Source organism: Bradyrhizobium sp. WSM4873 (genome assembly GCF_055811355.1).
In genome coordinates this window covers 422,521-449,055 of sequence record NZ_JBVVPS010000001.1, presented here as the reverse complement: position 1 = coordinate 449,055, position 26,535 = coordinate 422,521, and the positions used below count along the sequence as shown (strand labels likewise).

Sequence of the window (26,535 nt, the reverse complement as noted above, 5' to 3'; positions counted from 1 at the left end):
CAAGCTGTGATGCGGCGCTTGATCTGGCTCTCAGTTGTCGCGGCGATTGCGATCGCCTATCCGCTGCTGCTGTCCTCGCCGTTCCAGCAGCGCGTGGGCGCGCTGGTGCTGCTTTATGCGATTGCGGCATCCGCATGGAATATCGTCGGCGGCTATGCCGGCCAGGTTTCGGTCGGCCACGTCGTGTTCTTCGGCTGCGGTGCTTATGCCGCGATGGGATCTTACGCAAAGTTCGGCCTGTCGCCCCTGTTCGGCATTCCCGGCGGGATCGTGCTCGCCGTGGCGCTGGCCGCGATCATCGGCGTGCCGACGCTGCGCCTGTCGGGCCATTATTTCAGCATGGCGACAATCGCGGTCGCCGAGACGATGCGGCTGATCGTAACCAACACCGACTGGCTCGGTGCGGCGGTCGGGCTCTCCGGGCCGACGGTGCCGCGCAACATCTTCGATCTCTCGTTCCTGTCGTCGCTGCCGTACTACTATCTCTTCCTCGCAATCCTCGCGATCACTCTGTTGATCACCTGGTGGATGACCAACAGCCGCATGGGATTTTACCTGCGCGCGATCAAGGATTCCGAGCGCGCGGCGCGCTCGCTCGGCGCACCCGCCAGCCGCACCAAGCTCTACGCCTACATGCTGAGTGCGGCGCTGACGAGCGTTGCCGGCGCGCTCTATGCCATGATGTTCGGCTTCGTCGATCCCGAGTCGGGATTCGGCATCCTGATTTCGGTGAAAATTCTGATCATGGCGGCGCTCGGCGGGGCAGGGCTATTGTTCGGTCCTTTGGTCGGTGCCGCGATCCTGGTGCCGCTGGAGGAGATCTCCAACAGCTGGCTCGGCGGCAAGGGCGCCGGGCTCACCTTCGTGCTCTATGGCGCGATCATCGTCGTGATCGCGCGTTTCCAGCCGGGTGGCTTGCTCAGCCTGCTCACGCGCCGCAGCAAACCGACCAAGGACACGGGAGCTGGCCATGCTCCTTGAGGCACGCGCAATCACTAAGGCGTTCGGCAGCTTCAAGGCGGTGGACGACGCCTCCGTGACCTTGGAGCAAGGCGACATCCTCGGCTTGATCGGCCCGAACGGCGCGGGCAAGTCCACCTTCTTCAATTGCCTGACTGGCGATCTCAAGACCACCTCGGGCCGCGTCCTGTTCGAGGGCCGCGACATCACCGACTTCACGCCGGAGCTGCGCGCCGGACTTGGGCTCGCCCGTACCTTCCAGGTGCCGCAGACCTTTGAGGGCATGACGGTGCTGGAAAACGTCATGATCGGCGCCTTTCTGCGCACCTCGCATCGCAAGGACGCCGAGACCAAAGCGCGCGCGGTGCTCGAGCGCGTCGGCATGATCAGGCTTGCGGATGCGCCGGCGCGCTCGCTCGGCACGCCCGGCCGCAAGCGGCTGGAGATCGCACGGGCGCTCGCGACCGAGCCGAAGGTGCTTCTGCTCGACGAAGCCATGGCCGGCCTCAACGCCCATGAGGTGAGGCTCGCCATCGATCTCGTGCGCGACATTCACCGTTCCGGCATCACCCTCGTGATCGTCGAGCACATCATGGAAGTTATTATGTCGCTCGCCAGCCGCGTGATGGTGTTCCACCAGGGCAAGGAGATCGCCCGCGGCTCGCCGCGCGAGGTCACCTCCAACCCGGCGGTGATCGAGGCCTATCTCGGCAAGCGTGCAGCGAAGGCAGCCGCCGGCCACACGCCGGTCGAGCTGATGGGCGGGCCGGACCTATGAGCGAGCCGTTGCTGCGGATCGAGCACCTCGAGGTGCGCTACGGCGATCTCATCGGCGTGTCCGACGTCTCGCTGGAGGTTCCCGAAGGCAGCGTGGTCGCGCTGCTCGGCTCCAATGGCGGCGGCAAGACCACGACGCTGAACGCGATCGCCGGCCTCATTCCCGTGCATTCCGGATCGATTCGCTTTCGCGGCGAGGACATCGCGGGCGAGAAGGCGTTTGCGATCGTGCGCAAGGGGCTGGCGCTGTCGCCGGAAGGTTGGCGGCTGTTCGTGCAGCAGAGCGTCGAGAACAATCTTCTGCTCGGAGCAACGCCGCTGCGCGACAAGTCGCGTCGGGCCACGCTGCTCGAACGCGTCTACGAGATCTTTCCGCGCCTGAAGGAACGCCGCAATCAGCGCGCCGGCACCATGTCCGGCGGCGAGCGGCAGATGCTCGCGGTCGGGCGCGCGCTGATGAGCGACCCGAAGCTGTTGATGCTGGATGAACCGTCGCTCGGTCTCGCGCCGGCGGTGGTCGAGTCCATGTACGAGACCTTCGGCCGCCTGCATCGCGAGGGCCTGACCATTCTGCTCGCCGAGCAGTCGATCGAGCTCGCACTGGAGGTCTCGGATTTCGCCACGGTGCTCCAGGTCGGCAAGAGCGTGCTGTCAGGCACGGCGGCCGCGCTCGCGGAGGATCCGCAGGTGCAGAAGGCTTATCTCGGGGTGGACTGATCGGCGTCCGTTCGCAGCAACCGCGGGATGTCAGCGAATGATGTTATGCTTGCAGTTTGCGAGCCTGCCGGGAGATTGGATCGTGTTCTCAGACGGGCTCGGATTCGATGTTGGGGTCGCCCGACAACTTTTGAAGGAAGTCGGGGACGGCGAAGGCGTCGCCTATCTCGAGGCGTTCATCGCGAAAGGCTCTGTCATGGCCATGATCGAGATGGCTGAATATCCGCATGACAAGGGCGATCAGCCAGCCAGTCTGGCGCTGATGGCGCGAGCCGGGGCATCGATCGCTGCCGACGATTGCGAGTCATGGCTCTAGCTCGCCGGAGCCTTGCGAAGAGGGCTCGGGGCCGGAACCCCCAGGGAGCGCTACTTCAGGGCCTTCGATCTGAAGGAGCGGGTGGCCGAGTCAGGTCGTTTGGCGACGATCCGAGAGATGATCGTGAATTGTTTTGACGGCCTCAACGGCACGCCGAAAGATAATGAGCGTGCCGTGTATTGGCTCAGCAAAGCCGCGGAGCTCGGGGACGAGGAGGCGAAGCAGATCCTTCGCGAGGAAGGACTGTCATAGCTCCGCCTGAAGCAGCAGCAACAGGCAGCCGGCCAGCCGCGTCTCCATCTCTTTCGACGAAAGCGACAGCGGGCCGGGATCGTTGAGGATGGCGTTCACCAGCGTACCGAGGACGATTTGGAAGCCGAAGGCGATGGTGCGGGTCTTGGCAACCTTGCGTCCCTTGCCCATGGCCGACAGCAGGAGAGGGGTGGCGCCCATCGTGGTGGCTTTCGCCAGCGCCTTGAACGCCGACCATTTGTCCGGGCGGTTGTCGTCATGCTGGAGCGCGGCGCGCAGCACGCCCTCGTGGTTGCGCATCCAGGCAATGATGCCTTTGACAACGATTTGGCAGAGCTCGCCAAGGCCTGTCTCGGGCGACGGCTGCCTGATCTCGACCAGTCGGTGCTCGCCGTCGCGTGCGGCCAGCGCCATCAATGCGTTGAAATAGGCCTCCTTGCTCTCGAAGCGGCTGTAGAAGGCGCCAACGGTGGCGCCGACCTCGGTGCAGAGTGCTTCGATCGAGAGCTCGGCGAGGCTGCGCGTCCGCAGCATCTCGGCGCCGGCGCGCAGCAGCGCCAGCGTCGTCTCTCTGCTGCGCTTCTGGCGCGACGGGGCGACGCCGGGCAGGTCGAAATCGCGAACCCCGGGGTCTTCGGAACGTGGCTGCTTCCGTGCTTGCATCGCGGCTAAATGATAATCATAATTCTTATTATAATTTAGGTGGGGACGAGCTGCGGGTCAACCGTGGCCGTCCGCGGCCACCCAGGCCGGCCGAACAGGGAGGATCAGATGAGTGCAGGCAGCGATACGCGGTTTCGCGGCACCGTCGGCAGGACGGTTGCGGACTCAAAACCCTGGTGGCCGGATTCGCCAAGGCCGCCCGAGGGCGCGCCGAACATCCTGGTGGTGCTATTCGACGACGTCGGCTTCTCCGATTTCGGCTGCTACGGCTCGGCGATCCGGACGCCGACCATCGACCGGCTCGCCGCCGAAGGCTTGCGCTATTCCGGCTTCCATACCACAGCGATGTGCTCGACGACGCGGGCTGCGCTGCTGACGGGGCGCAACCATCACTCGGTCGGCGTCGGGTGTCTTGCCAATTTCGATTCCGGGTATCCTGGCTACCGCGGCAAGATCGCGCGCGAGGCGGGGACACTCGCCGAGATGCTCCGCACCCACGGTTATCGCAACTACATGGTCGGCAAATGGCATGTGACGCCTCTGACCGAGAGCGGCGCCACCGGCCCGTTCGACGGTTGGCCGCTTGGCCGCGGCTTCGATCGCTTCTACGGCTTCCTCGACGCCGAGACCGACCAGTACGCGCCGGAGCTCGTCTCCGATAACACGCATGTCGATCCCCCGGGCACCTATGCCGACGGCTACCATCTGACCGAGGACCTGATCGACCAGTCGATCCGCTTCATCGGAGATCACGTCGCCGATCGACCGGATATCCCGTGGCTGACCTGGGTCGCGCTGGGGGCCTGCCACGCGCCGCACCAGGCTCCGATGGATATCATCAGGAGCTACGACGCCTCGTTTGCGCACGGCTGGGACGTCGAACGCGAGCAGCGGCTCTCGCGTCAGAAGGCGTTGGGACTGGTGCCGGAGGGAACGCGGATGCCGGCGCGCAATGACGGCGTGAAAGCCTGGGAAGATCATTCGGCCGACGAGCGTCGCGTCTTCACGCGCCTGCAGGCGGCCTTTGCCGGAATGCTCGACCATTCCGATCGTCATCTTGCACGCCTCGTCTCATTTCTGGAGAAGGCCGACATTCGCGACAACACCATGATCATCGTGATGTCCGACAATGGCGCGAGCCAGGAGGGCGGGCCGCTCGGTTTCGTCAACGCGATGGGCCCGTTCAACTTCAAGCCGGAGCCGATCGCGGAGAAGCTGAGCCGCATCGACGACATCGGCGGGCCGGACACCCACAGTAATTTTCCGCATGGCTGGGCGATGGCCTCGAACACGCCGCTGCGCCGCTACAAGCAGAACACCCATGGCGGCGGCATCCGCGATCCCTTCGTCATCAACTGGCCGAAGAAGATCGCGGGCACGGGCGAGCTGCGGCACCAGTTCATGCACGCCTGCGACCTCACGCCGACGCTGCTGGAGCTGATCGGCATCGAGGCGCCCACGACGATCGCTGGCTGCCGGCAGATGCCGCTGGAAGGCGATAGCTTCGCGCGCTCGATCATGGACGCGTCTGCTCCTTCAAAGAGCTCGCCGCAATATTTCGAGATGTTCGGCCATCGCGGCCTCTGGAAGGGCGGCTGGAAGGCGGTCGCCTTCCATCCATCGGGCACGCCGTTCGAGAGCGACAAATGGGAGTTGTTCCATCTCGATGAGGATTTCTCCGAGACCGATGATCTCGCGGCGAAAGAGCCGGAGCGGCTGGCAACGATGATCGCAGCATGGTGGGCGGAGGCAGAGAAGCACAACGTGTTGCCGCTCGACGACCGGTTCGGGCCGCGCTTTGCGGAGAATGCTGCGCGCTTTCACGGTGCCCGCCATCGTTTCGTCTTCCATGCTGGCATGGGCCATGTGCCGACCGATGTTGCACCGGACGTACGCAGCCGTAGCTATACGATCGAGGCGCATGTCGAGCTCGACGAGGCGGGTGCCGACGGCGTGCTGATCTCGCATGGTGATGCGACGTCAGGCTATAGCCTCTACGTCAAAGGGGGGCATCTCGTGCACGACCTCAACATCGGCGGCAGTCACCAGATCATCCGCTCGGACCGCAAGGTGCCGTCGGGCGCGCGGCGGCTCGGCGTTCACGTGAAGCGTCTCGTGCGCCAAGAGCCGCCGGCGAAGGGCTCGCGCACCGGTATCACCGACTACACGCTTCTGATCGATGGCGAGAAGGCGGGATCGCTGCAGACCCAGCTGGGATTCCACACGCTGATCTCGTGGTCGGGCCTCGACATCGGCCGCGACCGCGGCAGCCCGGTGTCGCATTACGAGGCGCCGTTCGAATTCACCGGACGGCTCTCGCACGTCAGCGTGACCATGCACGACGACCAGAAGCTCGACGGCGACGCCGTCGGCAATGCGCAGATGGCGCGGCAGTGACGACGATACGGCTACTTGATCTTGTCGTAGGCGGCCGCGAAATCGCCCAACGGCATCGGGATCGCGATCGTTTCCTTGGCCATGTTCTGGAAGGAGATCTTCAACTGCTTGCCCGAGCGCAGGGCCGCGAGCAGGTCCGGCGCAATCGGCGTCGAGGCGTAGCAGCCGCGATTCTCGCAGGTCTGGATTGGGAGATCGACCGTCTTGCCTTCGTCGACCTGGAGCTTGGCGCCGATGGGAAGGTTGAGGCCGAGCGGCAATTGCAGCAGCGCCACCGGCGTGCGGGTGTCGGACGCGATGCGGATGTTGATCAGGACGATGGTCTGGCCAGTCTTGGTCAGCACTGCGTTTTGCTCCATCGCGCATTCGAGCGGTGCGTCGCGGCTGACGCTGGTGCAGCGCACGACCCAGCCGGGCTGCTGCGCCGGAGCGCCGTCAGCCTGCGGTTGCGTCGGAGCCGGTGCGGGCTGTGCCACCGGGGCAGAGGGAGCCGCGTTCTTCTTGGCGCCTTGCTGGGCATGCGCGGTGCCCGCCGACAACAGGACAGCGGTGGCAAGGGCGACAAATCTGGATTGCATGGGCATGGCAAGACCGCATTGACGTGAACCGAGGGCCTCGCTGTAACGTCGTGAGACGCGCGGTGCAAGCTGCTACTCGGCAGCTTCCTTTACGGTGCCGTGCTCGACCCTCTCGTCGCCTTCGCCGTCACCCTTACGGCCCCAGCCGGAGAACCAGTTGTTGAGCTCGTCGAGATAGAGATAGACGACCGGCGTGGTGAACAGCGTCAGCGCCTGGCTGACGATTAGACCGCCGACCATGGCGTAGCCGAGCGGCTGGCGAATCTCGGCGCCGGTGCCGTGGCCGAGCATCAGCGGCACGCCGCCGAGCAGGGCAGCCATCGTCGTCATCATGATCGGACGGAAGCGCAACAGCGCCGCCTGCCGGATCGATTCCGCCGGCGTCTTGTGCTCGTCGCGCTCCGCGGCGATGGCGAAGTCCACCATCATGATGCCGTTCTTCTTCACGATGCCGATCAGCAGAATGACTCCGATCAAAGCAATGAGGCTGAACTCGAAGCCGGCTGCCATCAGGATCGCGAGCGCGCCGACGCCGGCCGAGGGCAGGGTCGACAGAATCGTGATCGGGTGGATGTAGCTCTCGTAGAGGATGCCGAGGATCAGATAGACCACCACCAGCGCGGCGAGGATGAGGAGCGGCACAGTGCCGAGCGACTGCTGGAACGCCTGTGCCGTGCCCTGGAAGCTCGAATTGAGTGTCGGTGGCGCGCCGAGATCGGCCATCGCCTTCTGCACGGCCTCCGTGGCCTGGCCGAGCGCGACGCCCTGGGCGAGGTTGAAGCTGATCGTGATCGCCGGGAACTGGCCCTGGTGGCTGATTGAGAGCGGCCGAACCGGGTCGGTGCTCCAGGTCGCAAACGTCGACAGTGGCACCTGGTCGCCGGTCAGCGGAGATTTCAGGTAGAGCTTGTTCAGGCTCTCGAGGCTGCCCTGCATCTCCGGCAGGATCTCAAGGATCACCTTGTAGGTGTTGAGCTGGGTGAAATACTGCGTGACCTGACGCTGTCCGAACGCGTCGTACAACGTATCGTCGATCAGCTGCGGCTGGATTCCGTAACGCGCTGCCGTATCGCGGTTGATCTTGAGCTGGACCGTGGTGCCCTGGGTCTGCTGGTCGGTCGCGACGTCGCGCAGTTGCGGCAAGGTCTGCATCTTGGCGAGGATCTTGGGCGCCCAGTCGTTGAGCTCGGCGAGATCGGCGTCCTGCAGGGTGAACTCGAACTGCGTACGGGTCGGCCGGCCGCCGAGCCGGACGTCCTGGGCCGCCTGCATGTAGAGGCGGGCGCCGGACACCTTTTCGAGCTTGGGACGCAGCCGGGCGATGATCTGCTGCGCGGAGGCATTGCGGACGCTGAGCGGCTTCAGCGTGATGAACATGTTGCCGTTGTTGCCGGCGCGGCCGCTGCCGCCGATGTTCATTGCGATCGTTGCGACGTCGGGATCGTCCATTACGATCTTGCCGAGCTCGACCTGGCGGCGCTGCATCTCCGCGAACGAGATGTCCTGGGAGGCTTCCGAGGTCGCGGTGATCAGGCCGACGTCCTGCTGCGGGAAGAACCCTTTCGGGATCAGGACGAACAGATAGATCGACAGGGCAAGGGTCGCGAAGAAGATCGTGAGCGTCGTGCGGCGCCAGGCCAGGGCATGGTCGAGCACCCATTCGTAACCGCGCAACATCCGGTCGAAGCCGCGCTCGCTCCACTGGTAGAACTTGCCGTGCGTGACCTCGCCATGGGCGCGCAGGAAGCGCGAGGCCATCATCGGCGTCAGGGTCAGCGACACGAACATGGAGACGAAGATCGTCATCGCCAGCACGACGGCGAATTCGCGGAACAGGCGCCCGATGATCCCGCCCATCAGCAGCAGCGGAATTAGCACTGCGACCAGCGAGATGCTGATCGACACGATGGTGAAGCCGATTTCCTTGGAGCCCTTGAAGGCGGCCGCCATCGGCGATTCGCCTTCCTCTATATAGCGGGTGATGTTTTCGAGCATCACGATGGCGTCGTCGACGACGAATCCGACCGCGATGGTGAGAGCCATCAGCGACAGATTGTCGAGCGAATAGCCGACGACCCACATCAAGGCGCACGCGCCCAGCAGTGCCAGCGGCACCGTGATGGTGGGAATGACGGTCGCCCAGAAACTGCGCAGGAAAATGAAGATGACCATGACCACCAGCGCAATGGTCAGCAGCAGCGTGAACTGGACGTCCTCGACCGCGGCGCGGATCGTCGTGGTGCGGTCGCTGATGAGCTCGATCTTGATCGCGGGCGGGATCGCGGCGACGAGGCGAGGCAGAGTGGCCTTGATCCGGTCGACGGTCTCGATGACGTTGGCGCCTGGCTGCTTGAATATCACCAGGAACACGCCGCGCTTGCCGTTGGCCCAAGCCGCCTGTTTGGCGTCCTCGGCGCCGCTGACCGCCTGGCCGACATCGCGGATTCGCAAGGGACCGCCATTGCGATAAGCGATGATGACGTCGTTCCAGTCCTTGGCCTGGGTGAGCTGGTCGTTGGCGTAGATCGTGTAGGCGCGCTTCGGACCGTCGATGTTACCCTTCGGGCTGTCGACCGTGGTGATGGCAATCTGGCTGCGCACGTCCTCCATCGACAGGCCCTTGGCGACGAGTTTCGCCGGGTCGATCTGGATGCGGATGGACGGTTTCTGCTGGCCGCCGATGAAGACCTGCGCGACGCCGGAGAGCTGGCTGATCTGCTGGGCGAGCTGGGCGTCGACCGCGTCGCTGACACTGGTCAGCGGCAATGTCTCGGAGGTCGCCGACAGCAGCAGGATCGGGGCGTCGGCCGGGTTGACCTTGCGATAGGTCGGCGGCGAGGGCAGGTTCTTCGGTAGCTGACCGCTCGCGGCGTTGATGGCGCCCTGCACGTCGTTGGCGGCGCCGTCGATGCTGCGGTTGAGGTCGAACTGGATGGTGATTGACGCGGTGCCCAGATAGCTCGTCGAAGTCATCTGGGCGATGCCCGGGATCTGGGCGAATTGCCGTTCGAGCGGCTGGGCCACTGACGAGGCCATGGTCTCAGGGCTGCCGCCCGGCAGATTGGCGGTGATCTGGATGGTCGGGAAGTCCACCTGCGGCAGGGGCGCGACGGGCAGCAGGGGATAGGCGACGAGACCGACGAAGAGAATGCCGGCCATCAGCAGCGAGGTGCCGATGGGATAACGGATGAAAGGTGCCGAAATCCCGCCCGCGTTCATTCCTGTCGAACCTTGTTCTGGGCCGGATCCGTACTCGCCACGGCCGTGGAGACGAGGCTTCCGGGCTGGACCTTGAATTGGCCGCCGGTGATCACCTGTTGCCCGGGCGTGAGCCCTTCGTCGACGACCGAACGTCCGTCGATGGCGTAGCTGACCTTGATCTTGTGCACCTCGGCCTTGTTGTCCTGATTGACCGTATAAGCGTAGAGTCCATTGGTGGAGTGCTGGACCGCGTCATCCGGAACAACGGTCGCATCTTTCAGAGTACGCACCAGAAGGCGCGTCGACACCGACTGCCCGGGCCACAGCGCGTGGTCCTTGTTCTCGAAGACCGCCTTGAGCCGGATCGTGCCGCTGCTGGTGTCGACCTGGTTGTTGATGACCGCGAGCTTGCCCTCGGCCAACGTCTTCTTGCCGTCGGTGGTGAAGGCGATCACCCTGAGCGCGCCGGCCTTCTGGCCCTCGCTGATATAGGGCAGCTGATCCTCCGGCGCGGTGAAGATCACCGAGATCGGCTCGACCTGCGAGATCGTGACGATGCCGGTCTGCGTCGAGGAATTGACGATGTTGCCGATGTCGACCTGGCGCAGGCCCGCGACGCCGGTGATCGGCGCCTTGACCTGGGTGTAGTCGAGCTGGGTCTGCGCGTTGGAGATCGAAGCTTCGTCGGCGGCGATCTGGGCGTTGAGCTGGGCGACCGTGGAGCGCTGGGTATCGACCCGCTGGGCGGTGGCGAATTCGCCGAGCTTCATGGCGCGCTGGAGCTCGAGATTGGCATTGGCCAGATTTGCCTCGTCCTGGGCCTTCTTGGCCTTGGCCTGGTCGAGCGTGGCCTGATAGGGGCGGGGATCGATCGAGGCGAGGAGCTCGCCCTCCTTGACGATCTGACCTTCGGTGAAGGCGATCTTGTCGATCTGGCCGTCCACCCTGGTCCGGACTTGGACGGTGTTGAAGCCCGCAACCGTGCCGAGACCGGTCAGGTAAACCGGAAAGTCCACCTTCTGGACCGGCGAAACGCTCACGGGGACAGCGGGCGGGCGCTGCGGCCCCTTCTGTGCGGCCTGGGTTTTTCGGGCGTCGGGCGAGCCGAATTTCTGCCAACCATAGTAACCCGCGGAGGCCACGGCCGCGATGATCAGAATCCAGAGGATCGGCCGGGACTTGTTCATATCGTCTCGTGTCGGCTCTTGTGCCTTAAGTACGAATTATGAGGCAATCATAGGGTTCCAGGGCGCTTGTATAATACACGCCAAGTTCCAGTGTAAACAGCACTATCGGTTGAGAATCCTAAACAATTGGAAAGCTTTGCACTGCTTAGGCAGCTCCGTGTCACTACGGTGTGCAGTGCTGCATTTTCCTGTCAGGAACGATCAGCGTGCAAAATCTGTGCAATGCTCGAAAGCGGTGTGCTCTGGACAGAGCGGCGCTGCGCATGGGCCGCAAGGCGATGGCCCGCAAGAACGGTTCTAAATCGTGGGACGGCCGTTTCGGTTGTCAGGAAAACCGGCATCGGTCATATCGGCGCGCCACAACGGGAGCGCAGCATGGACGAACTGAACGGCAAGCTGATCGCGTGTCAGATCCTGATCACGGGACTGATCGCGCGCGTCGCCAACGAGCAGCGCGATCCCTTGCGCTTTCTCACCGACTTCCGCGACGAGATCAGAGCCGTCGTCGGCGGCGTCAACATTGCCGGCATGGACAACAGCGATCGCGTGCGCGCGGTGGCGCAGAAGACCGTCGATGAATTGTTCTCGCTGATGAAGCCGCCGAGCAGCGATTGACGATGCGCGCGCGACCGCCGGATTTCGCAGCATTTTCGCGCTCTCTTTAGAACTAATCCAATCTCGATTTAGAACGGTTTCAAACTGCAATTTAGAATCGCTTTGATCTGGACTTATTCAAGCGTTCTCGCGGCTTACTCGCATTGACCCGATATTTTACGGCCGATACCAACACTCCAATCGCTCATCGAAGTGAATGGGCGAACAGGAATATGGGGCGTGTTTGGTAATGGGGCAGGTGGTCGCACCGAAGTCGTTGCGTTCGGTCGCAGCATTCGATGAAAAGTTCACGGGCGTTTCCGGCAAGAAGGTCTCGGCTGTCGCGGGCCTGATCGCGGCAGCATCGGTGTCGAGCGGCGCGGAGGCGCAGCAGTCGAACCTGCCGCCGGTAACAGTCGATGCGCCGGTCGCGCGTCCGCGCCCGGTGGCTTCGAAGCCGACGGCGGATCAGGTCCGCGCGCGCAATGCGCTTCGCCGCGCCGCGCAGCGGCAGCAGGCGGCGCAGCAGACCGCTCCCACCCCGCTGTCCGGTCCCGCCGACGCCAATCCGTATGCGGATCCGGCCGCGCCCTACAAGGTCGATCACGTGCAGGCCGGCGGAAAATTCCCGGAGAAGCTGGTCGATACGCCGAAATCCATCACGGTTCTCAGCAAGGAAGTGCTCGCGGACAAGAACGCCACGTCGCTGAAGCAGGCGATTCTGAGCACGGCCGGCGTGACGCTCGGTTCAGGCGAGGGCGGCAATGCGTTCGGAGACCGTTTCTTCATTCGCGGCTTCGATGCTCGCAACGACATCTTCATCGACGGCGTTCGCGATTCCGGCGTGAGCGTTCGTGAGAACTTCTTCACCGAGCAAGTTGAGATCCTGCGGGGCCCCGGCTCGACCTTTTCCGGCCGCGGTGTCGCTGGCGGTGCGATCAACATCGTCACCAAGCAGGCAAATTCGGACAAGAGCTTCTACAACATGGACACGACGTTTGGCACCGACCAGACCAAGCGTGTCACGCTCGACGTCAACCAGGTGATCAATCCGACGCTCGCCGTTCGCGCCGGCGGTCTGTTCCAGGACGCCAATGTCGCCGGTCGTGACTACGTCAAGGACGACCGCAACGGCGCCTTCGTCGCGACGACCTGGAAGCCTGTCGACGCCGTCAAGGTCACCGCTGGCTACATCCATACCGAATTGACGGGAGTTCCGGACTTTGGTGTGCCCTATTATCGGCCGAGCACCTCGACCACCGCCGGCGGTCCATTCCCGGACTTCGGTGCCAACCGCAACAATTGGTATGGTCAGATCAACCGGGACTTCTTCCGGACCGGTCAGGACATCGGCACGCTCAACGCCGAGGTTCAGATCACCCCGGACCTGATCGTCAGCAACAAGTTCCGCGCGTCGCGTTCGACGCAGAATTATGTCGGAACGCTGCCGGAGAGCCCGGTCATCGCCACTCCGCTCTCGGCGTCGACGCTCACGATGAATCCGCAGAGCCGCCTGCAGATCACCGACGTGCTCGCCAACCAGACGGAGGCGACCTACAAATTCCAGGATGGGGCCGGCTTCAAGCATACCGCGCTGGCAGGAATCGAAGTCGATCGCGAGAGATCGTCGATCGATAAGTACCTCGGGCTTACCTCGGAGGGAAATGGTGTTCTCGTAACGCCAGGTGGCTCGCCGACGGGCGTCAGTGTGTTCTCTCCCCAGGACACTTATCTGCCAGGCAAAGCGCTCGCACTGGCAGGTCTGCCCATCAGCGTCGGCATCGACACCGTCAGCGGCTACGTCATGGACAGCGCGAATTATCGCGACCTGCTGATCCTCAACGGCGGCTTTCGCTACGACAATTACAGCATCAATTCATCCGGCTATGCGGCAAATGGCACGCTCGGCCAGCAGTCGGCGGAATTCCTGATCCCCAACTTCAATCTCGGGCTGACGCTCAAGCCTGCTCCGAACGGCAGCGTCTATGTGGCCTATGCCACTTCGGCGAACCCCGTCGGTGCCGAGTTCGACGGCACCAGCACGCCCTATGGCGCCTTCAATCCGACTCTCGCCGGCGGCAACACCCAGATCTTCGGGCCCGAGAAAAACAAGGCGATCGAACTCGGCACCAAATGGGAGCTGTTCGATCGTCATCTTTTGCTCACCGCGGCGCTGTTCCAGACCACCAAGGACAATGCGCGCGAGTCGCAGAACGTCGGTAGTGCGGCCGCCGCTGCGCCCTTGGGATGCGTCTATCCGACCGGAACGACCGGCAACATATCTTGCATTACCGCCGGTGCAGCCTACCGCATCCGCGGCATCGATCTCGGTATCGGTGGCAAGATCACCGACAAGTGGAGCGTGTTCGGCGGTCTCGTGCTGATGCAGTCGGAGGTGACGCAGTCGCTGGCGCCGTCGGCGAACAAGGCGCTGTATCCGACAAATGTCGGGCGTCCGCTCGCCAACGTCGCCCATGAGTCCTTCAGCTTGCTCACGAAGTACCAGCTCACCGACGTCTGGGAACTGGGTGGACAGGCGGTCTACCGTTCGAAGATCTACGGCGGCACTTTGCTCGCGGCTAACGTGGGCACGTCGCTTCCGAGCTATTGGCGTTTCGACATGTTTGCTGAGGCCAAGATCAACAAGAACTGGCAGGTCAAGCTGTTCGTGAACAACATCTTCGACAAACGCTATTACGACGCGCTGTACCAGAGCGCTGCGCCCTTCGTGCTGGAAGCACCGGGCCGTGCCGCCTATGTGGTGCTCTCGGCGCGCTACTGATGGAGCGACAGCCAGTTTCATGCTGACATGCATAGAAAACGTTCTGAGCAAGGATGATGTGGCGGATTTCCGCCGCATCATGGACGCCAGCGAATGGGAGGATGGGCGCTCCACCGCCGGCTCGCAGTCGGCGATGGTCAAGCGCAACGAGCAATTGCCGCCGGACAGCGAGGTTGCGCGCAAGCTCGGCAACCGCATCATCTCGGCTCTGACGTCGAACCCGCGCTTCATCGCGGCGGCGATCCCGCTCCAGATCTTCCCGCCGCTGTTCAACCGCTATGCGGCCAGCAGCGGCCACCATTTCGGCCTGCACGTCGACAATGCGATCCGCGGCGACCGCCTGACCGGCCTTCGCATCCGCACAGACGTCTCGGTGACGCTGTTCCTGGCCGAGCCGGAGGAGTATGACGGTGGCGAACTTGTGATCGAGGACAGCTACGGTTCGCACGAAGTCAAGTTGCAAGCCGGGGACTGCGTGCTCTATCCCTCGACCAGCCTCCATCTGGTCACCCCGGTGACGAGGGGAACGCGGGTTGCGTCTTTCTTCTGGCTTCAGAGCATGATACGGGACGATCAAGCCCGGAGCATGATCTTTGATCTCGACACCGCGATACAGGCGCTGGTGGAACGGCTCGGGCGTGACGATCCCGAAACGGTCAAATTGACGGGTATCTATCACAACCTCATTCGCTACTGGGCCGAAGTATGAAGATCATGTCCTTCCAAGCAAGCCTCGCCGCAGCTCTGGTGCTGGCGGCCGCCTGGCTTGCATCCCCTGTTTCTGCCCAGACACAGGCCGCGCCCCCGGCACCGGTCCAGTCGACGGCTCAGCCGTCCGCGGTCAGCCCGGCCCCGGTTGTTGCTCCGCCTGCGGCGCCCCAAGCTGCCGTGCCCGCGGCTGCAAAGTCCGATACGGCAGCCGGCATCGCGCCAGCCATGAAGGAACTATCGCCCTGGGTGATGTTCATGTCGGCGGACATCATCGTGAAGGCGGTGATGATCGGGCTCGCCTTTGCATCGCTGATGACCTGGACGGTACTGATCGCCAAGTCGATCGAATTGTCGATTGCCGCGACTAAGCTCCGTTCGGCGCTGAAGAAGATCGCGGAGGCGCGCTCGCTCGCGGAAGCGCAGATGGCGCTCGGCGCCAAGGCGGGCATCCTGCCGTCCTTCCTGGCGGCGGCGCTGCGCGAGGCGCGGATGTCGGCCGGCCTCTCCAGCGATACCGGCATCAAGGAGCGGGCGGCTTCGAGCTTCTCCGAGATCATGCGCGCGGAGGCGCGGCGCATCCGCGTCGGCATGGGCGTGCTCGCGACCATCGGCTCGACCTCGCCCTTCGTGGGCCTGTTCGGCACGGTGTGGGGCATCATGAACAGCTTCATCGGCATCTCGAAGTCGCAGACCACGAACCTCGCCGTCGTCGCGCCCGGTATCGCCGAGGCGCTGCTCGCCACCGCGATCGGTCTGGTCGCCGCCATTCCCGCCGTCATCATCTACAACTACTTCTCGCGCGTGACGAAGAGCTATCTCGAGCTCGTCAGCCGTGCCTCGGGCGCTGCGGGGCGGTTGCTCTCGCGCGATCTCGACCGCAGTCACGGCAGCGTGCATTCGCGCGCGGCGGAGTGAACCATGGGCGTTTCGCTCGCAGACAATGATGACGACGACGATTTCGGCGAAACGCATGAAATCAACGTCACGCCGTTCATCGACGTCATCCTGGTGCTGCTGATCATCTTCATGGTCGCAGCGCCGCTGTCGACCGTCGACCTGCCGATCGATCTGCCGACGTCGAGCGCGACGCCGCAGAAGAAGCCGGACAAGCCGACCTATCTCAGCATCAAGCCCGATTTGACGCTTGCCATCGGAGAGAACCCGGTCAACCGCGCCGAGTTGATCGGCACCCTCGACGGCCTATCCGACATGAGCAAGGACAAGTATGTCTTCCTGCGCGCCGATCGCTCGGTGCCGTATGGCGAGTTGATGGGCGTCATGGAGCTGTTGCGCTCAGGCGGCTATTCGCGGGTGAAGCTGGTTGCGCTGGAAGGCGCTCCGGGGGTGCCTGCGGCAGGCGCCGCTCAGCCTTAGAGGCCCGCGATGTCGGACGAGTCCAGACCAGCCCGGACGCTTTGGATTTTGGCAGCGCTGGCGGCGCTCGCGCTGCATCTCGGTGGTGCCGCGCTCGCGCTGGCGCACCTGCGAGCCGATGACGGCGACGATGGCCTCGGCGCGGCCGGCGCGGAGTTCGCTGTCGAGATGGCCTCGCCGAAGGCGCCTGACACCGACCTTCCGCCGGGACCGGATAGCGAAGCGATGCAGGAGCAGCAGGCGCTTCCCGAGCAAAAGGCCGAGACCAAGGAAACCGAGCTTCCAAAGGATCAGTCGCAACAGGTCGACGATCCCGATCGGGTCGTCACCGAGAACATCTCGAAGAAGCCGCAGGACGAGGATCCGAAGATTGCGGCGGTCGAAACGCCCGCTGCGGAGGCCTCGCCGAAGTCCGTTGCGACGGCGCGGCAGACGCTCGACGAGGACGCGCGCGAGGCCGAGAAGGCGCTGGCTCCTGTGCTGGGCATTGGCAAGGACATCTTGAAGATAACGGCCGACTGGAACCGCAAGATTAGCGCGCACCTCACGGCCCACAAAGTTAATCCGGAGGGCAAGGAGCCCAACAATCAGAAGGTCAAGGTCTCCTTCGCGATCAACCGACGGGGCAACGTGCTTTCAGTCGACGTTGTCGAGTCGTCCGGGGATGCAGCTTACGATGCGGCCGCGATCTCGATTGTCCGCAAATCCGATCCCATCCCGCAACCGCCTGCCAGCCTGACCGACGACCGGTTCGAGCGCACCGTCGACATCATCTTCACGCCGCCGGACGCAAAGAAAAAGAAGAAGACGGCTCAGCGCCAGTAGAGCCTGATCCCGACATAGACCGCGACCAGGCAGGCGAAGATCAGCGCCACCGGAAGCGGCCGTTTCTGGGTCGCGCCTGCGGTCGCTGCCCCGAAGAAATTGGCCTTCTTCGGCTTCGGTTCTGGGCGGCGGAAAGCGGTAACATTGTCCGCCGCCGGTTCGGCCGCCCGGGGCCGGACGTCAGGCGGGGTTCCCGCGCCGCCCATCTCCGCATAGTAGGCCTTGTAGATGGCGCCGATGGTGGCCTCGGTAGCCTCACCCTCGTTCATCTGCGCCTGCAGGTTCTTGTAGCTCACGAGGAATTCCTGCGCCCCCGGAGGCAGCGCCGATGACCCGTTGAGCTTGGCCATCATCTTCCAGGTGGCGAAATCCGCGCGGGCGCGGGTATCGGCGCGTCGCGCAATCAACATATCGGCAGCTTTGACCAAGTCGGCCTCGAGCCCTTCGGCTTGTGTTCGGGTGTGTCGCTGTTCAACTACGCATTGCCGGTCAGAATGAGAACACCCTGAATCACATAACCGGTCAACGTTCGCAGTATTGCTGAAATAACATCAAGATTTAGACCGAACTGGGAGCCCGCCAGCGGTAGCAGGATCAGCAGACCGATCAGGATCAGCATCCCGAACGGCTCGAGCCGGGCCAGCGGCAGGGCGAGCGGCCGGGGCAGCAGCCCGACCGCGACGCGCCCGCCGTCGAGTGGCGGGATCGGCATCATGTTGAACACCGCCAGCACCGCGTTGATCAGCAGTGCGTTCTTGAGATTGTCGAAGATCCATTGCGCCGAGTTCGCCGGGGCCAACGGCAGGGCGTGCAGGGCAAGAGCTGCGGCCAGCGCCAGCAGGATGTTGGTGGCAGGCCCGGCCAACGCCACCCACACCATGCCGAGCCTGGGGTCGTTGAGCTTGCGGAAATTCACCGGCACCGGCTTGGCATAGCCGAACAGGAACGGCGAATGCGCGAACAGCAGCATCGCCGGCAATATCAGCGTGCCGAACGGGTCGATATGGCGGAGCGGGTTGAAGCTGACACGGCCGAGCTGCCATGCGGTGTCGTCACCGAGACGATATGCGACGAAAGCGTGCGCAGCCTCGTGGAAAGTGATGGCGAGCACCAGCGGCAGCACCCACACCGAGAGGTCATAGAGAGAGATATTCACGGTTCGTCCGTCCCGGTTTGCCTGCGGTCTTGCAGCCGACCCAGCCAAACCGGTGGTGCAGCAGCGCTTCACCTCACATAGGGTGGCCAGCTCCGAAATGCCACGCCGCAAATGATTGGCGCGACCGGCGGCCTTGACACCGAGCCTTGCCGCCGCATGAGCTACGTCGGGATCGTCCCCTCATATCGGATCATGCCGTCTTCGATCGTCACCCAGCCCATCTTTTCGCTGACCCAGATGTGCTCGGTCGGCACAAACGCGTTGCGATCGTCGAAGGTCGCCAGTGCGACGCCCGCCAGCGTGCCGTTGCGCCGCCAGGCGAACAGCCGCGTGCCGCAGCGTTTGCAGAACACGCGGTCGATGTGCTCGGACGACGCATAGCGCTCGGTGTCGCCCTCGACGGTCAGTGCGCGCTGGTCGAACTGTGCCCGGGCGAAGTAGGGCGAGCCCATCGCCTTCTGACAAAGGCGACAATGGCAGATGCGGACATTGAGCGGCTCGCCCTCCGCCTTGAACCGCACCGCGCCGCACAGACATCCGCCTTCTCTGATCATGGCTGTCTCAATAGGTTGCCCGTCCACCCGAGATGTCGAACACCGCGCCGGTCGAAAACGCGCAGTCCTCGGATGCGAGCCAGCTCACCATCGCGGCGAGCTCTTCCACCAGCACGAAGCGGCCTTTTGGAATTTTCGAGAGCATGAAGTCGATATGCTGCTGCGTCATCTGGTCGAAGATCGCGGTCTTGGCCGCGGCCGGCGTCACCGCATTGACGAGGATGTCATGCGTCGCCAATTCCTTGCCGAGCGACTTGGTCAGCGCGATCAGGCCGGCCTTGGAGGCCGAATAGTGCGAGGCGTTCGGATTGCCTTCCTTGCCGGCGATCGAGGCGATGTTGACGATGCGCCCGTATTTCTGCTTGAGCATCGCGGGCACGATCGCCTTGCAGACGATGAAGGGGCCGTCGAGGTTGATGCGCAGAACTTTCCGCCATTCCTCGAGATCGGTCTCCCAGACCGGCTTGTTGACCCCGGCGACGCCGGCGTTATTGACGAGGATGTCGATCTTGCCGAAGGCGGCCAGTGTCGCGTCGCGCGCCTGCTCGACGGCCACGGTATCGGTGACGTCGACCTTGAAGACGCGGGCGTTATCGCCGATTTCCTTTGCCGTCTTCTCGGCCAGCGCGGCGTCGAAATCCCAGATCGCGACCTTGGCGCCGGAGGCGACGAAGCGCTGAACGATGGCGCGGCCGAAGCCCTGTGCGCCGCCGGTGACGATGGCGACGCGGCCGTTGAGATCGATCTTGTTCATGCTGGATGCCTTGGCGTCAGAGCATGTAGCCGCCGTCGACGACGAGGTCGACGCCGGTGGTGAACGCGCTCTCGTCACTGCCGAGATAGACCGCCATGGACGCGATCTCGTCGGCGGTGCCGAGCCGGCCCATCTTCTGGCGGGAGACGAACATCTCCTTGCCCTGCGGCCCTTGCGCTGCGGCCCGGTCGAGCATCGAAGGCGTCTCGACGGTGCCCGGGCAGATGCTGTTGCAGCGGATGCCCTTGGTGATGAAGTCGAGCGCGACCGCGCGCGTCAGCAACGACACCGCGGCCTTCGAGGCGCTGTAGACGTAGCGGTTGGCCGGCGGCCGCAGCGCCGCGCAGGAGGAGATGTTGACGATGCTGCCGCCGCCACCCGCGAGCATGTCCGGCAGGAAGGCCCTGATGGTCCGGTGCATCGATTTGACATTGAGGTCGAACGAGAAATCGAAATCCTCTTCCGAGCATTCGAGGATGGTGCCGTGGTGCACGAAGCCGGCTGCGTTGAGCAGGATGTCGACCTTGCCGATGCGCTTGGCGAAGGCGTTGACGTCGGCGGTGTTGCGGACGTCGAGCTTGGCGACCTCGGCGATGCCTTCCTTGGTCAGGCCCGCGATGCCGCTCTCGTTGATGTCGGTGGCGATGACGGTTGCGCCTTCACGCGCGAATGCGATGGCGCATGCGCGTCCGATGCCTGCCGCTGCAGCCGTGATGACGGCGCGCTTTCCCTTGAGGCGGTCTGCCATTTTTTCTTCTCCCTTGCCTGAAAGTTCTATCGGCTCGTCATTGCGAGGAGCACTTGCGACGAAGCAATCCAGACTGTCTCCGCGGAGATATATCTGGATTGCTTCGCTGCGCTCGCAATGACGATGTCGCTGCTAGTGATTGTCCCGCGCCACACCAAAGCTGCCGGCGACGTTCTGGTAACGTGTGGCGAGCTCCATGCAGGCGCCGGTCGACTGCTGGCCGACGGTGTTGCGATAAAGCTCCTGCCACGGCGTCTGGTTCGGCGGATGCTTGAAGCCGCCATTGGCCTTGAGCTCGGCGTGGCGCTTCTTCACCTCGTCGTCCGAGATGAGAATGTTGGCGCTGCCCTTGTTCAGATCGACGCGCACCTTGTCGCCGTTCCTGAGGATCGCGAGCCCGCCATTGGCGGCGGCTTCCGGCGAAGCATTGAGGATCGAAGGCGAGCCCGAGGTGCCCGACTGCCGGCCGTCGCCGATGCAGGGCAGGGACATGATGCCGCGTTTGATCAGCGCCGCAGGCGGCTGCATGTTCACGACCTCGGCGCCGCCGGGATAACCGATCGGGCCGGTGCCGCGGATGAACAGCACGCAGCGCTCGTCGATCTCGAGCGAGGGATCGTCGATCCGCTCGTGATAGTCCTCAGGACCCTCGAACACGACGGCGCGGCCCTCGAAGGCATTGAGATCGGTCGGATTGCTGAGGTAGCGATCACGGAATTCCTTGGAGATCACGCTGGTCTTCATGATCGCGGAATCGAACAGATTGCCCTTCAGCACCAGGAAGCCGGCGTCCTTCACCAGCGGCTTGTCGTAAGCCCAGATCACGTCGTTGTCGGGCTTTGGCGCATTGGCGCAGTTCTCGCCGATGCCGCGGCCGTTGACCGTGACAGCGTTCTCGTGGATCCGCTTGTGCTTCATCAATTCGCGCACCACGGCTGGCACGCCGCCGGCGCGGTGGAATTCCTCGCCGAGATAGAAGCCGGCCGGCTGCATGTTGACCAGCAGCGGCACGTCGTGGCCGACCTTCTGCCAGTCCTCGATCGAGAGCTCGACGCCGATGTGGCGCGCCAGCGCGTTGATGTGGATCGGCGCGTTGGTCGAGCCGCCGATTGCCGAGTTGATCACGATGCAGTTCTCGAACGCCTCGCGGGTCAGGATGTCCGAAGGCTTGAGATCTTCCCAGACCATGTCGACGATGCGTTTTCCCGTCTCGTAGGCGATCTGGCCGCGCTCGCGATAGGGGGCGGGGATCGCCGCACAGCCCGGCAGCGAGAAGCCGAGCGCTTCGGCGAGCCCGTTCATGGTGGAGGCGGTGCCCATGGTGTTGCAATGGCCGACCGAAGGCGCCGATGACGCCACAATCTCCATGAACTCTTCATAGTCGATCTCGCCGGCGGCGAGCCGCTCGCGCGACTTCCAGACGATCGTGCCGGAGCCGGTGCGCTCGCCATTGTGCCAGCCGTTCAGCATCGGCCCGCCCGACAGCACGATCGCGGGCAGGTTGACGGTCGCGGCCGCCATCATGCAGGCCGGGGTGGTCTTGTCGCAGCCGGTGGTCAGCACCACGCCGTCGAGCGGATAGCCATAGAGGATTTCGACGAGGCCCAGATAAGCTAGGTTGCGGTCGAGCGCCGCGGTCGGGCGCTTGCCGGTCTCCTGGATCGGATGAGTCGGGAATTCCATCGCAATGCCGCCGGCCTCGCGGATGCCTTCCCGGACGCGATGAGCAAGCTCGATATGGTGGCGGTTGCAGGGGGAGAGGTCGTTGCCGGTCTGTGCGATGCCGATGATCGGCTTGCCGGACTGGAGCTCGGCGCGGGTGAGACCATAGTTCAAATAGCGCTCCATATAGAGCGCGGTCATGCCCGGATTATGCGGATTGTTGAACCATTCCTGCGAGCGGAGGTGGCGGCGAGCGCCGTTGCCGGCGGGGGCATGCCCATTGGTTGGTTTTTTTGTCATTGGTTTCTCCTGCAATGCAAACGCACTGGCGTCCGTTTTAGGGTATCGGCTTGTGCGATGCCCAACGGCGCGAGCGACGATTTGCCTGCCCGCTGGCGGGTCGTTTCCTCACAAATCCGATACTAGTCATGGCCACTTGGTAACGCTACCATTTTGTTCGCAGCGCCTGTGCCTGAAGCGGCTGGCCGGTTGTCCGACCGCCGGGCCAACGAGCTTTGCCGCTCGATCACCGTGAAGCCGAGATCGAGCACCGGGTGCTCCGGGCGCCGTCCGTCGATCGCGTCGATCAGCATGCTGGCGGCCGTGTTGCCCATCTCGTAGCGGTTGGTGCGCACGCTCGTCAAAGTCGGGACGGCGGAGGCCATGAATTCGAGATCGTTGAAGCCGACGATCGCGATCTGTTCGGGGATGGCGATCTCGCGGCGCTTGCATTCGAACAGCACACCCAGCGCGAGGTCGTCATTGGCGCAGAACACCGCGTCCATGCCGGGCTCCCGCGCCAGGAGATCGGTGAACAGGGCGCCTCCGAGCGTTACCGAGGTCGGAGTCGCCGTCGTGACGACGAGGCGTTGCTCGAACAGTCCTGCGTCCTTCATGGCCGAGACGTAACCGTCGAGCCGCCGCTGCACTCGCGGATCCATCCGCGCGCCGACGAAGCCGATCTTGCGGTGACCTTGCACGAACAGATGCGCAATCGCCGCACGGGCTGCGTCATAGTGCGAAAAGCCGATCATCATGTCGATCGGATTAGGTCCGATCTCCATGATTTGCACGATCGGGCAGTCGGCGGCATCGAGCATCGCGCGCGATTCCGTGGTCTGGTCGATGCCGGTGACGATTAGCCCGGCCGGCTTCTGCGCAAGAAACAGGCGGAGCAGCTTCTCCTCCTGGAGAATACTGTAGCGTGTATTGGACAGCTGGATCGAGTAACGGCTGTTTTCGGAGGCGTCGTAGATGCCGCGCAGCACGTCGGAGAACACGTTATTGGTCAGTGACGGGATCAAGACACCGATCACCTCTGTGCGCTGCGAGGCCAACGCGCGTGCCGCCAGGTTCGGCACATAGCCGAGCTCCCTGGCCGCGCTCTCGACCCGGGTCCGCTTGGCGATCGACAGCGCCTCGGGATTGCGGAAGAAGCGCGACGCCGTGATCGGGCTGACGCCGGCAAGCTCGGCGACTTCCGCCAGCCGGATTTTGCCTGACTTGGTGCGGTTTCGACCCATTCGCTGCTCTTAACACACTCATTGTCGCAAACAAAGGAACGTTGACAGCGCTACCAGCACGGACTAACCAAAGACAAATTGCCAAAACCGCACAAACTGCCGACAATGTCGCCCGCTAAGGTTGGGCTTCGTTCGGTGAAGTCTGAAAAAACAAGACGGTCGCGGCGCAAGAGGCGTCGTGGACTTTCGAGGAGGGAGCTAGATGTCGTCTGTGCAAATTCGCGACGTGCGGAAATCGTTCGGCAATTTTGAAGTCCTGCACGGCGTTTCGATTCCGATCGAGGACGGCCAGTTCGTCGTCCTGGTTGGCCCCTCCGGCTGCGGCAAGTCGACGCTTCTGCGCATGCTCGCCGGTCTCGAGAACATCACCTCCGGCACGATCTCGATCGGCGACCGCGTCGTCAACAATGTCCAGCCCAAGGAGCGGGACATTGCGATGGTGTTCCAGAACTACGCGCTCTATCCGCACATGACCGTCGGCGAGAACATGGGTTTCTCGATGAAGCTGCGGGGCGAGAGCACCGAAGAGATCAACAAGCGCGTCAAGCGCGCCGCCGAGATCCTGGCCCTCTCACCGCTGCTCGAACGCTATCCGCGCCAGCTTTCCGGCGGCCAGCGCCAGCGCGTCGCCATGGGCCGGGCCATCGTGCGCGATCCGCAGGTGTTCCTGTTCGACGAGCCCTTGTCGAATCTCGACGCCAAGCTGCGCGTCGCGATGCGCACCGAGATCAAGGAGCTGCACCAGCGGCTGAAGACCACGACGGTCTACGTCACCCACGATCAGATCGAGGCCATGACCATGGCCGACAAGATCGTCGTCATGCATGACGGCATCGTCGAGCAGATGGGTACGCCGCTCGAGCTCTACGACAAGCCCGAGAACCAGTTCGTCGCCGGCTTTATCGGCTCGCCGTCCATGAACTTCCTGAAGGGTCATGTGCGCGTCAACGGCGTTGCGACCTTCGAGGGGCCGAACGGCGTCAAGCTGCCGCTCAAGAACGCGCCGGCGGCGTCCGACGGGCGTCCTGTCGTTTACGGCGTGCGTCCCGAGCATTTCACCATCGCTGACGACGGTGCCGATGCCGAGATCGTCGTGGTCGAGCCGACCGGCTCGGAAACGCAGGTGTTTGCGAAGCTCGGCGGTGAGCAGGTCGTCGCGGTCTTCCGCGAACGTCACCAGTTCAACCCGGGTGACAAGGTCAAGCTGAAGCCCGATCCCTCCGTGATTCATCTGTTCGACGAGGCGACGGGCAAACGCGTGTAGCGAGGCCGAAGAACGGCCCAAGCAGAACTACCCAATACAAGACGACCCAATACAAATATAAAATTAGGGAGAGAACGATGAGCGATTTCGACAGGCGAAGTGTGCTTAAAGTCGGTCTGGGCGGCGCGGCGCTGCTGGCCGGCCCGGGTATCGTCCCGGTGCGCGCGGCGGAGTGGACCAACACGCCCGAGCCGAACGCCTCCATCCGCGTGCTGCGCTGGAAGCAGTTCATTCAGGCGGAGTTCGACAAATTCGCCGAGCAGACCAAGGCGTTCTCGGAGAAGACCGGCGTCAAGGTCAAGCTCGAGGCCGAGAGCTGGGAGGACATCCGCCCGAAAGCCGCGGTCGCCGCCAATGTCGGCGCCGGTCCCGACCTGATCATCGGCACGCTCGATGATCCCCACAAGTTCCCGGAAAAGCTCATCGACATGACTGACGTCGCCAACTATCTCGGCGCGCAATATGGCGGCTGGTATCCGGTTGCCGAACGCTATGGCAAGAAGGGCAACAGCTGGATCGCCATTCCGCAGGGCGCGACCGGCGGCTGCCTGAACTACCGCGTCAGCCACGTGAAGGCCGCCGGCTTCGATGAATTTCCCAAGGACACCGCCGGCTTCCTCAAGCTCTGCCAGGCGCTGAAGAAGAACAACACGCCGGCCGGCTTCGCGCTCGGCCACGCCACGGGTGACGCCAATGGCTGGTGCCAGTGGGCGCTGTGGGCCTTCGGCGGCAAGGTCGTCAACGACAAGAACGAGGTCGTGATCGACTCCCCGGAGACGATCGCCGCGCTCGAATACGTCAAGCAGCTCTACGAAACCTTCATCCCCGGCGTGCTGTCGTGGAACGACTCGAATAACAACAAGGCGTTCCTCAACGGCGAGCTCAGCCTGACGCTGAACGGCATCTCGATCTGGACCGTCGGCAAGAACTCGACCGATCCGAAGCAGCAGGAGATCGCCAAGGACATGAACCACGCGCCGATGCCGATCGGTCCCGTGGGCGTGTCGACCGAGCAGCAGAACGTGCTCGTCTATTACGGCTACAAGCACTCGAAGTATCCCAAGGCGGTCAAGGAATACATCAAGTTCATGATGGACAAGGCGAACTACGACGCCTGGGAGGTCTCCTCCAACGGCTACGTGTCGCCGCCGCTGCCGGCCTACAACGACAACCCGGTGTGGACGTCGGATCCGAAGATCACGCCGTATCGCGACTGCCTGAAGCGCTGCCGCGACAACGGCTATGCCGGCGATCTCGGCTATGCCTCCGCCGCCGTGATGGGCGACTTCGTCGTCGTCGATATGTTCGCGGAAGCCGCGTCGGGCTCCGTGACGCCGAAGGCGGCAGCCGCACGCGCAGCCGAGCGCGCCAAGCGCTACTACCAGGTCTGATCAGCTCCAATCTACGCGGCGTCCGGTTAGCCGGGCGCCGCGACTTTTAGTCGCGGGGGATCCGACAAGGCAGTTTTTGGCGAGTACGCAGTCGCGCAGGTGAAGCGCCCCAGCTTGTGGAACAGAGCATTAGAAAGCCCGCATTTTAT

25 protein-coding genes are annotated in these 26,535 nt (G+C 63.6%); 14 read left to right on the top strand and 11 right to left on the bottom strand.

Features of this window, described 5'->3' with window-relative positions:
• Positions 1 to 9 precede the first annotated feature (9 nt).
• From AC0L21_RS02195 to AC0L21_RS02175, 5 genes are all read left to right on the top strand, one after another.
• Complete coding sequence (locus AC0L21_RS02195; RefSeq protein WP_473257553.1) at positions 10 to 981, top strand: branched-chain amino acid ABC transporter permease; 972 nt, start codon at positions 10 to 12, stop codon at positions 979 to 981.
• Entirely contained in the window at positions 971 to 1,738 is a 768-nt protein-coding gene (locus tag AC0L21_RS02190; RefSeq protein WP_473257551.1) for an ABC transporter ATP-binding protein, read from the top strand. The genes AC0L21_RS02195 and AC0L21_RS02190 overlap by 11 nt, the downstream gene beginning before the upstream one ends.
• On the top strand, positions 1,735 to 2,454 hold the full coding sequence (locus AC0L21_RS02185; RefSeq protein ID WP_473257549.1) for an ABC transporter ATP-binding protein: 720 nt from the start codon (positions 1,735 to 1,737) through the stop codon (positions 2,452 to 2,454). The genes AC0L21_RS02190 and AC0L21_RS02185 overlap by 4 nt, the downstream gene beginning before the upstream one ends.
• Positions 2,455 to 2,491: 37 nt before the next feature.
• Entirely contained in the window at positions 2,492 to 2,770 is a 279-nt protein-coding gene (locus AC0L21_RS02180; protein WP_473257547.1) for a hypothetical protein, read from the top strand.
• A gap of 123 nt (positions 2,771 to 2,893) precedes the next feature.
• Positions 2,894 to 3,022 (top strand): SEL1-like repeat protein, encoded by a 129-nt coding sequence (locus AC0L21_RS02175; protein WP_473257545.1) that lies wholly within the window; start codon positions 2,894 to 2,896, stop codon positions 3,020 to 3,022.
• Here AC0L21_RS02175 and AC0L21_RS02170 read toward each other — a convergent pair.
• Positions 3,017 to 3,685: a TetR/AcrR family transcriptional regulator gene (locus AC0L21_RS02170; protein ID WP_473257543.1), complete on the bottom strand. Its 669-nt coding sequence runs from the start codon at positions 3,683 to 3,685 to the stop codon at positions 3,017 to 3,019. The genes AC0L21_RS02175 and AC0L21_RS02170 overlap by 6 nt on opposite strands.
• Positions 3,686 to 3,793: 108 nt before the next feature.
• Here AC0L21_RS02170 and AC0L21_RS02165 point away from each other — a divergent pair, with 108 nt between their 5' ends.
• Positions 3,794 to 6,082 (top strand): arylsulfatase, encoded by a 2,289-nt coding sequence (locus AC0L21_RS02165; RefSeq protein WP_473257541.1) that lies wholly within the window; start codon positions 3,794 to 3,796, stop codon positions 6,080 to 6,082.
• A gap of 11 nt (positions 6,083 to 6,093) precedes the next feature.
• Here AC0L21_RS02165 and AC0L21_RS02160 read toward each other — a convergent pair whose 3' ends face one another.
• The 3 genes from AC0L21_RS02160 to AC0L21_RS02150 form a co-directional block, all read right to left on the bottom strand.
• The gene (locus AC0L21_RS02160; protein ID WP_473257539.1) at positions 6,094 to 6,666 is read right to left on the bottom strand and encodes an invasion associated locus B family protein; all 573 of its coding nucleotides are present in this window, start codon (positions 6,664 to 6,666) and stop codon (positions 6,094 to 6,096) included.
• A gap of 66 nt (positions 6,667 to 6,732) precedes the next feature.
• Positions 6,733 to 9,879, bottom strand: coding sequence for an efflux RND transporter permease subunit (locus AC0L21_RS02155; protein WP_473257535.1), 3,147 nt, complete (start codon positions 9,877 to 9,879; stop codon positions 6,733 to 6,735).
• Positions 9,876 to 11,048 (bottom strand): efflux RND transporter periplasmic adaptor subunit, encoded by a 1,173-nt coding sequence (locus AC0L21_RS02150; protein ID WP_473257532.1) that lies wholly within the window; start codon positions 11,046 to 11,048, stop codon positions 9,876 to 9,878. Before AC0L21_RS02150 ends, AC0L21_RS02155 begins: the two co-directional genes overlap by 4 nt.
• A 375-nt stretch (positions 11,049 to 11,423) precedes the next feature.
• Here AC0L21_RS02150 and AC0L21_RS02145 point away from each other — a divergent pair, with 375 nt between their 5' ends.
• The 6 genes from AC0L21_RS02145 to AC0L21_RS02120 all read left to right on the top strand — a co-directional run bounded on the left by AC0L21_RS02145 (position 11,424) and on the right by AC0L21_RS02120 (position 17,334).
• Positions 11,424 to 11,663, top strand: coding sequence for a hypothetical protein (locus AC0L21_RS02145; protein ID WP_007592354.1), 240 nt, complete (start codon positions 11,424 to 11,426; stop codon positions 11,661 to 11,663).
• Positions 11,664 to 11,892: 229 nt separating this feature from the next.
• Positions 11,893 to 14,424 carry a TonB-dependent receptor gene (locus AC0L21_RS02140; RefSeq protein WP_473257528.1) on the top strand — a complete coding sequence of 844 codons (2,532 nt, stop codon included), beginning with the start codon at positions 11,893 to 11,895 and terminating at the stop codon, positions 14,422 to 14,424.
• 19 nt (positions 14,425 to 14,443) lie between these two features.
• Positions 14,444 to 15,133, top strand: a complete 690-nt coding sequence (locus AC0L21_RS02135; RefSeq protein WP_473257524.1) for a Fe2+-dependent dioxygenase — start codon at positions 14,444 to 14,446, stop codon at positions 15,131 to 15,133.
• A complete protein-coding gene (exbB, locus tag AC0L21_RS02130; protein ID WP_473257522.1) occupies positions 15,130 to 16,050 on the top strand; it encodes a tonB-system energizer ExbB in 921 nt (306 codons plus the stop codon). The genes AC0L21_RS02135 and exbB overlap by 4 nt, the downstream gene beginning before the upstream one ends.
• Before the next feature lie 3 nt (positions 16,051 to 16,053).
• On the top strand, positions 16,054 to 16,509 hold the full coding sequence (exbD, locus tag AC0L21_RS02125) for a TonB system transport protein ExbD (protein ID WP_473257520.1): 456 nt from the start codon (positions 16,054 to 16,056) through the stop codon (positions 16,507 to 16,509).
• Positions 16,510 to 16,518: 9 nt separating this feature from the next.
• Complete coding sequence (locus AC0L21_RS02120; protein WP_473257516.1) at positions 16,519 to 17,334, top strand: energy transducer TonB; 816 nt, start codon at positions 16,519 to 16,521, stop codon at positions 17,332 to 17,334.
• Here AC0L21_RS02120 and AC0L21_RS02115 read toward each other — a convergent pair.
• From AC0L21_RS02115 to gntR, 7 genes are all read right to left on the bottom strand, one after another.
• Positions 17,322 to 17,744, bottom strand: a complete 423-nt coding sequence (locus AC0L21_RS02115; protein WP_473258367.1) for a hypothetical protein — start codon at positions 17,742 to 17,744, stop codon at positions 17,322 to 17,324. The two genes, AC0L21_RS02120 and AC0L21_RS02115, sit on opposite strands and share 13 nt — an antisense overlap.
• 65 nt (positions 17,745 to 17,809) lie before the next feature.
• On the bottom strand, positions 17,810 to 18,490 hold the full coding sequence (locus AC0L21_RS02110) for a site-2 protease family protein (protein ID WP_473257514.1): 681 nt from the start codon (positions 18,488 to 18,490) through the stop codon (positions 17,810 to 17,812).
• 161 nt (positions 18,491 to 18,651) lie between these two features.
• Positions 18,652 to 19,044, bottom strand: a complete 393-nt coding sequence (locus AC0L21_RS02105; RefSeq protein WP_354127899.1) for a GFA family protein — start codon at positions 19,042 to 19,044, stop codon at positions 18,652 to 18,654.
• 7 nt (positions 19,045 to 19,051) lie between these two features.
• Positions 19,052 to 19,798, bottom strand: a complete 747-nt coding sequence (locus AC0L21_RS02100; protein WP_473257512.1) for an SDR family NAD(P)-dependent oxidoreductase — start codon at positions 19,796 to 19,798, stop codon at positions 19,052 to 19,054.
• Between the two features lie 16 nt (positions 19,799 to 19,814).
• Positions 19,815 to 20,546, bottom strand: a complete 732-nt coding sequence (locus AC0L21_RS02095) for an SDR family oxidoreductase (protein ID WP_473257510.1) — start codon at positions 20,544 to 20,546, stop codon at positions 19,815 to 19,817.
• Positions 20,547 to 20,678: 132 nt separating this feature from the next.
• Positions 20,679 to 22,508 (bottom strand): IlvD/Edd family dehydratase, encoded by a 1,830-nt coding sequence (locus AC0L21_RS02090; protein WP_473257508.1) that lies wholly within the window; start codon positions 22,506 to 22,508, stop codon positions 20,679 to 20,681.
• A 122-nt stretch (positions 22,509 to 22,630) separates the two neighbouring features.
• Entirely contained in the window at positions 22,631 to 23,731 is a 1,101-nt protein-coding gene (gene gntR / locus AC0L21_RS02085; RefSeq protein ID WP_473257506.1) for an HTH-type transcriptional regulator GntR, read from the bottom strand.
• A 202-nt stretch (positions 23,732 to 23,933) separates the two neighbouring features.
• Here gntR and AC0L21_RS02080 point away from each other — a divergent pair, with 202 nt between their 5' ends.
• Positions 23,934 to 24,995, top strand: a complete 1,062-nt coding sequence (locus tag AC0L21_RS02080; protein ID WP_473257504.1) for an ABC transporter ATP-binding protein — start codon at positions 23,934 to 23,936, stop codon at positions 24,993 to 24,995.
• A 77-nt stretch (positions 24,996 to 25,072) separates the two neighbouring features.
• A complete protein-coding gene (locus AC0L21_RS02075) occupies positions 25,073 to 26,386 on the top strand; it encodes an ABC transporter substrate-binding protein (RefSeq protein ID WP_473257501.1) in 1,314 nt (437 codons plus the stop codon).
• The last annotated feature ends 149 nt before the right edge of the window (positions 26,387 to 26,535 follow it).

Coding starts and splice junctions, on each gene's coding strand:
- AC0L21_RS02195 (WP_473257553.1), top strand. CDS start 10: ATGCGGCGCTTGATCTGGCTCTCAGTTGTCGCGGCGATTGCGATCGCC.
- AC0L21_RS02190 (WP_473257551.1), top strand. CDS start 971: ATGCTCCTTGAGGCACGCGCAATCACTAAGGCGTTCGGCAGCTTCAAG.
- AC0L21_RS02185 (WP_473257549.1), top strand. CDS start 1,735: ATGAGCGAGCCGTTGCTGCGGATCGAGCACCTCGAGGTGCGCTACGGC.
- AC0L21_RS02180 (WP_473257547.1), top strand. CDS start 2,492: ATGATGTTATGCTTGCAGTTTGCGAGCCTGCCGGGAGATTGGATCGTG.
- AC0L21_RS02170 (WP_473257543.1), bottom strand. CDS start 3,685: ATGCAAGCACGGAAGCAGCCACGTTCCGAAGACCCCGGGGTTCGCGAT.
- AC0L21_RS02165 (WP_473257541.1), top strand. CDS start 3,794: ATGAGTGCAGGCAGCGATACGCGGTTTCGCGGCACCGTCGGCAGGACG.
- AC0L21_RS02160 (WP_473257539.1), bottom strand. CDS start 6,666: ATGCCCATGCAATCCAGATTTGTCGCCCTTGCCACCGCTGTCCTGTTG.
- AC0L21_RS02155 (WP_473257535.1), bottom strand. CDS start 9,879: ATGAACGCGGGCGGGATTTCGGCACCTTTCATCCGTTATCCCATCGGC.
- AC0L21_RS02150 (WP_473257532.1), bottom strand. CDS start 11,048: ATGAACAAGTCCCGGCCGATCCTCTGGATTCTGATCATCGCGGCCGTG.
- AC0L21_RS02145 (WP_007592354.1), top strand. CDS start 11,424: ATGGACGAACTGAACGGCAAGCTGATCGCGTGTCAGATCCTGATCACG.
- AC0L21_RS02140 (WP_473257528.1), top strand. CDS start 11,893: ATGGGGCAGGTGGTCGCACCGAAGTCGTTGCGTTCGGTCGCAGCATTC.
- AC0L21_RS02135 (WP_473257524.1), top strand. CDS start 14,444: ATGCTGACATGCATAGAAAACGTTCTGAGCAAGGATGATGTGGCGGAT.
- exbB (WP_473257522.1), top strand. CDS start 15,130: ATGAAGATCATGTCCTTCCAAGCAAGCCTCGCCGCAGCTCTGGTGCTG.
- exbD (WP_473257520.1), top strand. CDS start 16,054: ATGGGCGTTTCGCTCGCAGACAATGATGACGACGACGATTTCGGCGAA.
- AC0L21_RS02120 (WP_473257516.1), top strand. CDS start 16,519: ATGTCGGACGAGTCCAGACCAGCCCGGACGCTTTGGATTTTGGCAGCG.
- AC0L21_RS02115 (WP_473258367.1), bottom strand. CDS start 17,744: ATGTTGATTGCGCGACGCGCCGATACCCGCGCCCGCGCGGATTTCGCC.
- AC0L21_RS02105 (WP_354127899.1), bottom strand. CDS start 19,044: ATGATCAGAGAAGGCGGATGTCTGTGCGGCGCGGTGCGGTTCAAGGCG.
- AC0L21_RS02100 (WP_473257512.1), bottom strand. CDS start 19,798: ATGAACAAGATCGATCTCAACGGCCGCGTCGCCATCGTCACCGGCGGC.
- AC0L21_RS02095 (WP_473257510.1), bottom strand. CDS start 20,546: ATGGCAGACCGCCTCAAGGGAAAGCGCGCCGTCATCACGGCTGCAGCG.
- AC0L21_RS02090 (WP_473257508.1), bottom strand. CDS start 22,508: ATGACAAAAAAACCAACCAATGGGCATGCCCCCGCCGGCAACGGCGCT.
- gntR (WP_473257506.1), bottom strand. CDS start 23,731: ATGGGTCGAAACCGCACCAAGTCAGGCAAAATCCGGCTGGCGGAAGTC.
- AC0L21_RS02080 (WP_473257504.1), top strand. CDS start 23,934: ATGTCGTCTGTGCAAATTCGCGACGTGCGGAAATCGTTCGGCAATTTT.
- AC0L21_RS02075 (WP_473257501.1), top strand. CDS start 25,073: ATGAGCGATTTCGACAGGCGAAGTGTGCTTAAAGTCGGTCTGGGCGGC.